Genomic DNA, 11,357 nt, shown 5'->3' on the forward strand with positions numbered 1-11,357 from the left:
AAAAATTATTCGAAAACCCTACCCCCTGATAAAACTCCACCATTTGCGTTTTAAGCTACTTTTTAAAACCTATGGATCTATAGGGGAATGTCTATAAAAATCCAATACAGAGCAAATGAGGGTGATTTAAAGTGTTAAGGAGTTAATTCTTTTACTCAGATCAGAAAAGTAAGATTTAAATGACATTGTTAATTGAAATTGTTAAGTTAACAGTCAAGTATTAACACAGGTTGAAAACTGGTTTACATAATGAAAAAACTGTCAGTTTCAGAGTTGGCCAAGCTTTACGGATATTCAAGACAGGCCATATATGCACATATAAACAAAGGAAATTTATCTAAAGGATCTGATGGTTTAATTGACTTTACAGAAGCCTTAAGAGTTTTTGGGGAACCACAAAAAAAAGAGACTAGTGTCAATCAAAGTCAATCAATTAACAGTCAAAACTTGACAGAAGTTGACTTACTAAAACGTCAAGTTGACATACTGGAAAAACAGTTAAATCAGGCAGTGCTGAGAGAAAATCAATCGCTAGAACGTGAATCGTTCTATCAGGAACAAATCGAAGCTATGCAACGTCTACTGGAAGCCCCAAAACCGCCAAAAGTAGAAGATCCAACACCTGCTGCTGCACCTCAAGAAACGGTTGAATTAGCCAAAGAAGAAGCTCCAGTAGAAGCCGAGATCCAAACTCAGCCTAAAGATGACGGATTGACTACTTTGGTTGAAAAAGAAAATAAGCGGATTCCAGAGCCTGAGAAAAGGGGTTTTTGGAGCCGTTTTTTTAGACCCTATGATTAACCACGATTGTTTAACTAATATGAACAAAGTCGTGAAACATTGCTTAAATAATAGGCGTGGAACATGAAGAATCAACAAAAAAGCCCAACCTGTTGAGATCGGGCTTTTAAAAACAAGATAAGACTATGATTAAAAAAGGGAAATTAAAAGCATTTCGTATAAGGTGTATTATGTTAATTTTAGGAAAACTTAAGAGACTGTAAATAAAACTGTGTAAACGCTTAAACTATCGTTAAAAGTGTCATTCTAGGTATTCCATTAAATATGGTCATAGCTTATTTATGATTTCACAATCTTTATTTAATCGGCGAATTGATCTGATAAATTTTTTCGGGTCATCAATGCACAGCGGTTGTTCCTGACCATCACGTAAAATTATATACTCGTCTAATTTTTCATAATGCACAGCGGCAACTGGTACGCCTTTATTTTTTTTGTTGAACTCATGATGATTGCCAGGTACTAGTTCCGCATAGGTAAAAATAATCTTATCCGCAATACGAATATAGCTGGCGCTTGTTTTTGACATTCTTGACATATAAAAACCTCCATAGGTGTGAAATTAATATACAACTATTTTACAACTAATTTACAACTATTTCAAGGCTTTTTTAATCACTTAACATAATGGCTGTTATACGAGATGAAAAAACCTAGGCACTGGCCTAGGTGTTAAATTAAAAAAATACATAAAAATTAAGGCTATAGTCTCAATTTTTCAACTTCGTATAACGTGCATTATGTTAATTTTAGATAATTTAAATAAAGGCTAGAGACGACTAACATCTAATCCTGCTGCGATTAATCTTGTTGCTATCTTTTTCATCTTATTAAATTCAGCAAAATAGCTATCCTTAATTTGGACGGCCTCACAAAATTCTTTTCCTGTGACATCAGCCAAACTATCTGCATATTTAATAACTTGGATATGTAATTCCTGTGTCCAAGAACTTTCATCTGCATTTGCTAAAGCTTCACGGATAGCGTCAAAAATTTGATTATTCATCTTGATTCCTTCTAGATTTATTTACTTTAAAATGAAATTTGGATTGTTACTTTATCTGGGCTTACATTGGCAGCCTCTGAAATTTTCTGCCTGGCTTCCTCTATTAATTCAGGCAAGTTTACAGATGTAATTGTCTTTGGCTCATTTAAATTAATACGTTGTGTTTGATCTACGGTAATCCAGTCCAATTCATCTAAGTTCAAATGCAACATTTCAAATAACTCATTAGTATCCTTATATGCTACGGGATATTGTTGGGCTTGATTTGATTCGCCTTGCGTCAACCGCTTCCATGCTTCTTTAAATACAACATCATTCGGTAAAAATGCATATTCAGAAACTTGTATAAATTTTCGATCATATTCAACAATTTCAATATTCCGAACCTTACCAATATAAAAAGCTTGTCCATGATCAATTTCAGGATCGTGCTCATGTAGCTTATTCGTATTCTGAGTACATATTAAATATTCTGCTTGTTCTAATTTACTTAGTACAGCTCGCCAAGCTCTACTTCCACCATTCTTCACTAAAGAATCTTTCGACTCAGATGTAAAGACAATTACAGATTGATGTTCAATTTTTTGGTTATTCATGACGTATATCCTATAAATATTGGTTTTAAAATTTGTATATCGAGTCTCAATAAGCCAAATATACAAATATACGACACGAATATCAATACATACGCAGAGAATATTTTTAAAAATTACAAAAATGCCGAAATATACATAGAGAATATTTTTAATTATATGAATATACATTCCATTTAACATAATGGTGGTTATACGCAATACACTTGTATATTAATATAAAAATCAATATCTTAAAAATTTACACCAAACCCTAAAATCCATAAAAAGCCGATTTTGAAACAAGTCGGCTTTTTTATGAGCAGTTTTGATAGTTTTTGCCAACACTTTTGCTCAAAAAACACTCGAAACCCAAAATCACATACACTCTATAAGGCTTTCAGCCTAAAAACAATCCACAATTTTTGCGGATAAACCTTGGGGTAAGTTTTGAGCAATGTTGTACGCTCAGGCTGACATAAATTAGGGATCATTGCGTCTAAATTAAGTCTCTTCATAATTGTTTAGTGTTGTTGCAATAAAAAGTTTAGATGGCATTTTTTTGCTCATTAATGATATTGATAACATTAAAAATATATATAAAAGCTTATAATTAGAAGCAGTAATTAAATCCAATTTATAAGGACATGTATGTTGTTATCAGAAACACAAAAAAAAGAGATTTTAGTGAAAGCTAAGGATTGGTTTCGAAAAAGTGTTATGGAAAGTCACTTACGAAATGCCAAAAAACTAAAAAAAGCCTCTGAATTTAATATAAATCCTTTTACTGCAACATACTTAGCTAATTTTTTAACTGGAGATGCTTCCCCTGAAAGTATAGCTAAAGCATTAATTTACCCTCGAATTTTAGGTACGAGCATAAACACAACTTTTGGGGGGGCAATTCAAAATTTTACGAATGACGTATTAGGTACATTTAGCAGTACGACATTAGGAATTGATATTGAGTATGAAGATCAGCAAGATGGTAGAAAAAAATACTGTCAGATTAAATCAGGACCAAACACAATAAATAAAGATGATGTGGAGACGATTCATCAACATTTTAAAGCTGTAAAAAATTTAGCTCGAACAAATAATCTTGCGTTACAAGTCAATGATATGGTTGTTGGAATTGTCTATGGTGAGAGAAGTGAGATTAGTCAACATTATAAGAATTTAGAATCTAAACATGACTATATTGTGCTTGTTGGTAGAGAATTTTGGGAAAAATTAACTGGTGATAATGAGTTTTATGATGATTTAATAGCCGTAATTGATGAAGTAGCAGAAGAATCTGATTTTAGTGAGGAATTAGATTCTATAATTAAAGACTTATCTAATGATAAAAAAATTATAGAACTCTCTAACATGGCGAATAAAGAATCTAAGTGATCTTATGGGGTGGCTCCTCCATTATAAAAATGGGGGGAAATAAGCTTCTATTTTACCTGTAACTCATATCATGACGGCTATCCCTAAAGAGTTAGATAATTTTTCTGCCGAACAAGTTGCAGATGACTTATCTGTTTCAACCTTATATTTATCAAACATTGACACTATCAAAACTCCTAAAATAATTGTGGACCTGGCTCTCCTTCCACGTTAAACTTATGACTTGTTCTGTAATAACCTTAACGCACCTATGAATGTACTTACTTCCTTTGACGATTGCTTCTCCGCAGAAACAATTGCTGATGTCTTATCAGTTTCTAAAAGGAATATTGAATCATGGGCGAAGAATGGAAAACTTGTTCCGATTCTAGATCCTGCAACCCACAAAAAACCATATAAAAAAGAACAGTTAATTCAATTTCCCGAATTCTCTGCAATGTTTAATAGCTCATGGCAAGAACAAGAAAAAACAACTCCAATTAGAGAGTTTTCTCTTGTCGAGTTATTTGCAGGAGCAGGCGGATTAGCTTTAGGTTTAGAAAAAGCTGGCTTCAAATCAATTTTATTAAATGAGAAAGATAAATTTGCATGTCAGACTTTACGATTTAATAGACCTGAATGGAACGTAATTGAAGATGATATTGCTAATGTTGATTTTCGTCATTTACAAGGAAAAGTTGACTTATTAACAGGAGGATTCCCATGCCAACCTTTTTCGTATGCTGGTAAACAGTTAGGTTTTGAAGATATCCGAGGAACTTTAGTTTTTGAGATGGCTAGAGCTATCAAAGAAATTCAACCTAAAGTTTTCTTAGCAGAAAATGTAAAGGGATTAGCGGAAAATGATGGTGGAAAAACATTAGAAACCATTATTTCTATTCTAGAAGAAATAGGTTATGAGATTGTTGAGAAAGATATTTATAAAGCATTATTTTATAAAACACCTCAAAAGCGTGAACGTCTTATAATTATTGGTGTTCGAAAAGATCTAGTTGGCCAAGCTAATTTTGAGAAACCGTCTCCCTATCATCGCATTCTAAATCTGCGTGATGCTTTCAAAGCTGGTGAATTATATGAAGATGATGTTCCTGAATCTATAAGTCAAAAATACCCTCAAAGAAAGGCCGAAATTATGTCGCATGTTCCTGAAGGTGGATACTGGAGAGATCTACCTCTAGAACTACAAATTGAATATATGAAAGGCAGTTTTCACTTAGGTGGTGGAAAAACAGGTATGGCTAGACGATTATCATGGGATGAACCAAGTCTAACATTGACTTGTGCGCCGGCACAAAAACAAACAGAACGTTGTCATCCAAGTGAAGATAGGCCTTTAACGACTAGAGAATATGCAAGAATCCAGACTTTCCCTGATAATTGGGTATTCCAAGGTTCAGCTAGCCAAATCTATAAACAAATTGGTAATGCTGTTCCAGTCAACTTAGCATTTGCTATCGGTAAATCATTAGTAAAAATGCTAAATCAAATGGATTAAACTTAAAAGGCACCTTCTAAAGGTGCCTTTTAATATTTTCTAGGGCATTTTCGACATCTTTAGATTTTGATTCTAGAGTCACTTTAAAATCTTTTAAATGATCATATTTTTTTAATTTTTTAACATAATTAGCAACTGTGTTGTTAGAGCATCCTAAGAAATTAGCTATTTCCCTTTGATAAAGACCATGATTTACATAAAGCTCATAAGCCAAAATCTGCTTTAATCCCATTGGGGTATCAAAAAACTTCTTGTCAAACATGCCACAAACAAACTTAATATAAACTCACTTATTATCATCCCATATATCAAAAGATTTAACATAAAATCTCTTATACGCAATTTCTATACTTAGCGTGAATTTCAATGAATTGCTGTTTTTTGCTTATTTAAATTGTATTGAAACCACATTGAAAAATTATCCGAAAACTCCACCCTTGATAAAATCCCTCCATTTGCGTTTTAAGCCACTTTAAATCAATTGTGCTAGTTGGGTATAGAAAGTAAATAAAAATGCCATACAGCGCAAAATAGAGCAGAATACGACTACTTTTAATCACAATATATGGTTTATGGGTCTCTAAATCCCTATCTCTCTTTTTTTGCATCTGACTGCACTTTCCGAGCGAGTGTCTACGAGCGACCACACCAAAATTTGCGCTTAGACCCTCTGAAAAACCGTTTTTAAAACATTTGCTTCAAAAAAGCAGTAAATCAATTGCTTATATTTGCTTCTAGATCGAGCGAAGCGAGTAAAAAAAGCTTCTGAGCGAAGCGAAGCCGTAGTTGCTTTTACTTTTTTAGAATCCTCTCAAGATCGTAACCCAAAACTGCCCCTTAAACCGAGCTTTAGCGAGGTCAAAATGCCACGAGCTTTAGCGAGTGTCATAGGGCAGTTTTCACTCCCCTGTTTTCTTTTATTCTTTTAATAAGCTTTTAAAATACTTTTAGCCCCCCATGTAAGCCATATATATCAATGCTTTCAGACTTTAAAAAAGTACTTTTGAGGGACTAACTAAGTACTTTTGAGGGACTTTTAGCGTTTTAAAAAGTACTTTTGAGGGACTAACTAAGTACTTTTGAGGGACTGAAAAGTACAATAAATACATCGTACTTTAAATGAGTAAATTAAATAATATGGGTATATTTTGGGCGAAAACCTAATACAAAGTACATTCCAAACTAGATTCTTTGTTGCGTTTTGCTAAAAAAGCACAAAAAAGACTCGAATTTGGATCTAAACCCAAAACCAAGCACATTGTAGATTGGATACTGGATTGCATTTTATTAAAAAAAAGTACAAATAGGGGACTCAAAATTTGAGCGAAAACCCATAAAAAGTTTATTGTAGATTGTGTACTTTTATAGATTTTTTGATCTTATATTGCTATTATTAAGTACATTATATCCATTGTACTTTTTTGGTTTTTAGCTTTATGAAAATAACAACTTACCCTCCATCATGGGTCGTAATGCAAAATAACATTCAAGAGTGTTTTAAAAGCATGAGTGTAAATGAAAAACGCCTTTTGATTCTTTCTAGCCCTCTTGCACGTACACAAGATGCTACGGAAAAAGACGCTATTATCATCACAGCAGAAGATTTTTCGAAAGAGTGTGGGATCACACAGCACTCAGCATACGCACAGCTAGAAAAAGCAAGCAAGTCATTGATTAAAAGATATTTTTCTTATCATAATGAAAAAAACAAAAAGGTCTTATCTAATTGGGTAATTGACTGCACTTACGAATCAGGAGGGATTGCTATTCGCTTTCCCGAAGTTGTCTTATTTATGCTCAAAGAGTTCGACAAGGTAAATCCCTATACCAAGTACAAAAAAGACATCATACTGAGATTGAAAAGGGACTACTCTTTCGACTTATATCATCTAGCTAAAAAATTTCAGGCAATGGGGAGATTTGAAATATCCCTAGAAGATTTTAGAAATGAGCTAGGCGTGCCCGATTCATACAATGACCTAAGCAACTTAAAAAAACGTGTAATTCAACCGTCATTAGATGAAATTACAGAACAGACAGATATTAACGTAACCTACGAGAACATAAAATCGGGGCGTGCTGTCGTTGGCTTCCGTTTTACAGTCAAGGAGAAGTCGAAGCTGAAAGCGATTGAGGGTCGAGATCCAAATACCGTTGATATGTTCTGCAAGATGACTGACAGCCAGATCAACACTTACAGCTCCATTCTTTCAAAAGTCCACAGCATCAGTGACCTTGCAGGCAACAAGGACTATGAAGCATTTGCGGTATGGATTTCGAATATTTTACGAGATCCAAAATCGGTTCGTGAAGAAACAGCAAAGCGCATTTTCAAGGCTTTGCGAACTGAAACACACTTTAAGGGCTAAGTTTGACCTGCCAACCACACCAAGATTTTGAAAAAATCCTGGTGTGGTTGGCCAGATCCACTTACTGCTTTTGATCCTTATGTATCCCACGGACTTTATCTTTCCATTTTGAAAACCGCTTTTGAATCAATTTCTGTACTCGTTCTCTACTGAGTTTAATCCTGCGGTCATTGTTCTGCTGTTTGGTTCGTCTTGCAATCCTTGCTTGCCCCTTTTCATAGAATTTTAAAACGTCTTCTTCTCTTTTTTGCTTATACTTTTCGTCCATATCTTCATGATCTGCAAAGGTTTCAACAGCTTCATACAAAGAAGAAAAGGAATGATACTTCCAATCGATACGGGTCGAATATGATGCTTCTTTTTTTAGCCTTTGAATATCAAAAGCTTCTGTGATCGGCAAATGAACTTTTTTCTGAGTAGCCCAAGCACCTTTAGCTTTATGTGCTTGCCCTCGATTGAACTGCTTTTCAAGTTTCTGTACCACTTGCCCCACATCAGCCAAAGTACCGCCAAACATAGGAATCGTGTCAACCATGAAAGCGACATTAGAAATCGCTTCACGGTACTCAGAAGGCTCTAACCTTGCTTGACGCTTTATCACACCCTTAGTCGGCATATTAGCTTTTGATTGAGTAACCGTCTTTTTGATTAAATCCTTTTTAATCAAAATCTTTTTATCAATCTCAACTTTGGCTACAGAAAACATAAAATCCATATAAACAGGCGTGAGATGCCAAGTCCATCGAGATCCACTGATTTTTCTAGGTGGTTTACCCTGTTTTAAAGCCTGTTCATCGGCATACTTCTGCATCTGTCTTACTTTGGCTTTAGGATAGTCTGACTTTCTCAATTCTAGCTTTACGACTGAATCAACATTGTAGATGTAGATCCTCTGTTTCTCATGCTCTAGGCTATGAAATTCTTCACGATTTTCTGATCCATCCCTTTCCTTGAAGTCTTTTTTTATAAAGTCTTTCTGATAAGCAATCGCAAGGTTTTTCCTTTTTCGTGGAGTTGGCGCAGGCTCGACTTGTAATTCTGCAACTAGCTTTTGATACAGCAGAGAAGTATCTCGGATTTCTTGAGGTAGAGTAATCAAAATACAAATGATGACCTGTCTTTTTTGCCTTAAATCTTGGTTGTACTGAATAACAAGGTGTCCATTACAGGCAAAGTTTTTATTGTTTGTTGCAGAACCTAAACCAACATTGTACCGCTTAATTAAACTCGCAATTCCTTTCTCAGCTTGGTCAATATCGATAAATATTTTTCGATAGAAAGTCGCTTTTCCTTTGCTAACACAATTCAAAATTGCCGACATAAAAAATTTGTTTGAAGTGGTGTAAAAAATCACTTTCATTTCCCCATTTGCTCACCAAGCAATAAAATTTTGAAAAGGTGTAATAGTGGAAATGTAATAATTTAAAAAATTTCAGGTATTACTTTTTTTAATAAATTTACATTTAAAAACAAATCCTTGCAAAGCGAGGATTTTGAAAAGAAAAGTCAGCGAAGCTGGCTTTTCTTACGAAGCGAAGCTTCGTGGCGGGGCAATCAGGGTGTAATCAAGTCGTTCCTGTAATTTGATGAAACTCTGATTGCCCCGCCCTGAATAGGGTGATAAATTCGGCTTGTTAAACCGTATTCTTTAAAAATTGGTTCTTCTTTTTTAGAAGTTAGGTCTAGCTCTTTGTTCAACAGGGAGCTACCAACTCCCTTTGCTTTTTTCTTCTTTGTAAAAATGTTTTGGGAGTCTGACTAACTTCTAAATTCATTGCTTTTTTGGCATGCAGGTTGGCGACCTGTATGTATCGAACGAATACGATCTACCTCAGCGTGAAGCGTACTGCCATGCCAAATGGCTCGGTATCGCAAACGAAGGGGGCTAAAAGGTGTCAGCGCAATATCATCTTTGATGGTGTTGCGTGTCAGCCTTTTTTCTATCCGTTCCAATTAGGTAGAAATGAGCCACCAATGCCTTTGTGCGAATGGTGGTTGGTACTTGGGCGACCATGAAACCATAATCGAAGCTGTAGACAATTGATTTATTGTCGATTCAGCCGTGTTTCTGTAGGGAAATTAACCGCAGATGCAATGCCACGAGAGGGAGTGTCACAGTGAAAGAGCAGAAGCTCGGGGATCTGTGGAAAGTAGATGATCATCATTAGGTCGAAACTTTTTGGTTGTGTGGAAAGACACAATCAGCACGAATAGCTCAACTCTAGCAGAACCTAAGCACTACGTTGTTTGTAGTGTAGGGGTGCGAGTGGGTATCAAGGGGATATAACTTTGTTTTTAATTCTTGCCAAGCCTGTTTACGGAACGACGACAGGGGAAATCGAAGATCAGTTGATTGATCGGGGAGTGGAATTAAGGGCTATAAGCTATCCGAAGGGTACATAGTAGATTTTGGTGTAAGTGTGGAAGATGGAGCTGTGACTGTAGTTATGATTTTTCATAATAGCCACTACAGTTGATTTTTTTAGTCAAAAGCTAAGAAAAACAGTTTTGATTTTAATTCTTGCGAATGTCTTCATTTGACGCAAAGCAAGCAAAGGATCATTTATTCATCGGGAGATCGGGAGAGTAGGCGGGGGCGAAACCCACTATTATTGGCGAATGCGTTAACTATCTTGGTTTTAGTAGTTTTACAACAAGATAGACAAAAATCGTACAAGTCAGTAGGACGAAAACTCGAGCGTGTGTGTAGTGAAAAAGCAAAAGAAGGACTGCAAGTAACCAATTTCAAAATAGGTGGTTTTGAAATGCTCAAATTAAGATTTGGTAGATCTTTAATCGAGTATGAAATGGTATTTCTTTGGTACTTGCAAAAAAAGCAAACGTAGTCGCTTGTCTTACAAGCAAAGTCTGACGCTTCCTCGTTCAGACCTTTATGATTTTAGGTAATAAAATCATCAGGATCTCAGTCCTGTAAGCATGAGAGAGTTATTCATCGGCTTTACCTTTTCGTTAAATAGATGAACTGTCAGAGATGGCAGAGTGGAATCCACACATATTCTGTGTAGCAATCCTCAGCTTTACGAGGACTATCCAACGAACTGTAAAATTTAACAGTATTAATTATGGAACGATTTTTTGTTGATTAGTCACCAACTTTCTATCCATCCCTCTAATCAATACATCCAAGATTAAAATCTTGATTAAATTAACATTTCATCAAATTAATCCACTCACTTTCTCAAGTGAATTGATTAATTCTAAACACATAGAGAGATCTATTGTTTTATCATTTTTTAAAGACCGTACTGCACCTTTGTAGTACGGTCTTTTCTATTTCCATGAGATAAAAAATAATTCACTCACAGATATTCACTTCCTCTCAAAAATGATATAGCGTTCTTCGGGTAGCTACTGGCAACAGGGCAGGTCTGATCCAAGACGTTGGCAGATAAAAAAATGTTGGGACTGTGAATTGTGTGGCAGATCCGAATATGGCACCTGTTAGCAAGAAAAAACCTACCAGACTTTAAAAACACACATAGGTTTGGATAGAAGAAATTTTTCGGAACCGCAATTCAGCAATGAATTGCGGTTTTTTTTGCTTATTTGAATCGTATTGAAACCACATTGAAAAAATTATTCGAAAACCCTACCCCCTGATAAAACTCCACCATTTGCGTTTTAAGCTACTTTTTAAAACCTATGGATCTATAGGGGAATGTCTATAAAAATCCAATACAGAGCAAATGAGGGTGATT

Annotated in this window: 9 protein-coding genes; 4 read left to right on the top strand and 5 right to left on the bottom strand. The window is 35.2% G+C overall.

The window, feature by feature from the left end; translation table 11 throughout:
* Nucleotides 1-249: 249 nt before the first annotated feature.
* Nucleotides 250-801, top strand: coding sequence for a plasmid replication DNA-binding protein (locus ACEO2X_RS11835; RefSeq protein WP_176538539.1), 552 nt, complete (start codon nt 250-252; stop codon nt 799-801).
* A 268-nt stretch (nt 802-1,069) separates the two neighbouring features.
* Here the strand turns inward: ACEO2X_RS11835 and ACEO2X_RS11840 are convergent, their stop codons facing one another.
* The 3 genes from ACEO2X_RS11840 to ACEO2X_RS11850 all read right to left on the bottom strand — a co-directional run bounded on the left by ACEO2X_RS11840 (nt 1,070) and on the right by ACEO2X_RS11850 (nt 2,403).
* A complete protein-coding gene (locus ACEO2X_RS11840; RefSeq protein ID WP_039048204.1) occupies nt 1,070-1,339 on the bottom strand; it encodes a hypothetical protein in 270 nt (89 codons plus the stop codon).
* 231 nt (nt 1,340-1,570) lie between these two features.
* Nucleotides 1,571-1,807: a hypothetical protein gene (locus tag ACEO2X_RS11845; RefSeq protein WP_016659738.1), complete on the bottom strand. Its 237-nt coding sequence runs from the start codon at nt 1,805-1,807 to the stop codon at nt 1,571-1,573.
* A 26-nt stretch (nt 1,808-1,833) separates the two neighbouring features.
* Nucleotides 1,834-2,403, bottom strand: a complete 570-nt coding sequence (locus ACEO2X_RS11850; RefSeq protein ID WP_371972068.1) for a hypothetical protein — start codon at nt 2,401-2,403, stop codon at nt 1,834-1,836.
* Between the two features lie 627 nt (nt 2,404-3,030).
* On the opposite strand from ACEO2X_RS11850, the gene ACEO2X_RS11855 reads away from it, so the two are divergent.
* Both ACEO2X_RS11855 and ACEO2X_RS11860 read left to right on the top strand, forming a co-directional pair.
* Complete coding sequence (locus tag ACEO2X_RS11855; RefSeq protein ID WP_061519782.1) at nt 3,031-3,774, top strand: PmeII family type II restriction endonuclease; 744 nt, start codon at nt 3,031-3,033, stop codon at nt 3,772-3,774.
* A 250-nt stretch (nt 3,775-4,024) separates the two neighbouring features.
* Entirely contained in the window at nt 4,025-5,269 is a 1,245-nt protein-coding gene (locus ACEO2X_RS11860) for a DNA cytosine methyltransferase (RefSeq protein WP_061519783.1), read from the top strand.
* 16 nt (nt 5,270-5,285) lie between these two features.
* On the opposite strand, the gene ACEO2X_RS11865 is transcribed toward ACEO2X_RS11860, so the two are convergent.
* Nucleotides 5,286-5,531, bottom strand: coding sequence for a helix-turn-helix domain-containing protein (locus ACEO2X_RS11865; protein WP_179997520.1), 246 nt, complete (start codon nt 5,529-5,531; stop codon nt 5,286-5,288).
* Nucleotides 5,532-6,705: 1,174 nt separating this feature from the next.
* On the opposite strand from ACEO2X_RS11865, the gene ACEO2X_RS11870 reads away from it, so the two are divergent.
* The gene (locus ACEO2X_RS11870; RefSeq protein WP_371972069.1) at nt 6,706-7,638 is read left to right on the top strand and encodes a replication initiation protein; all 933 of its coding nucleotides are present in this window, start codon (nt 6,706-6,708) and stop codon (nt 7,636-7,638) included.
* 61 nt (nt 7,639-7,699) lie between these two features.
* Here ACEO2X_RS11870 and ACEO2X_RS11875 read toward each other — a convergent pair whose 3' ends face one another.
* The gene (locus ACEO2X_RS11875; RefSeq protein ID WP_371972070.1) at nt 7,700-8,998 is read right to left on the bottom strand and encodes a hypothetical protein; all 1,299 of its coding nucleotides are present in this window, start codon (nt 8,996-8,998) and stop codon (nt 7,700-7,702) included.
* Between the last annotated feature and the right edge of the window lie 2,359 nt (nt 8,999-11,357).

The organism is Acinetobacter sp. AL9 (assembly GCF_041464035.1).
Lineage (GTDB): Bacteria > Pseudomonadota > Gammaproteobacteria > Pseudomonadales > Moraxellaceae > Acinetobacter > Acinetobacter towneri.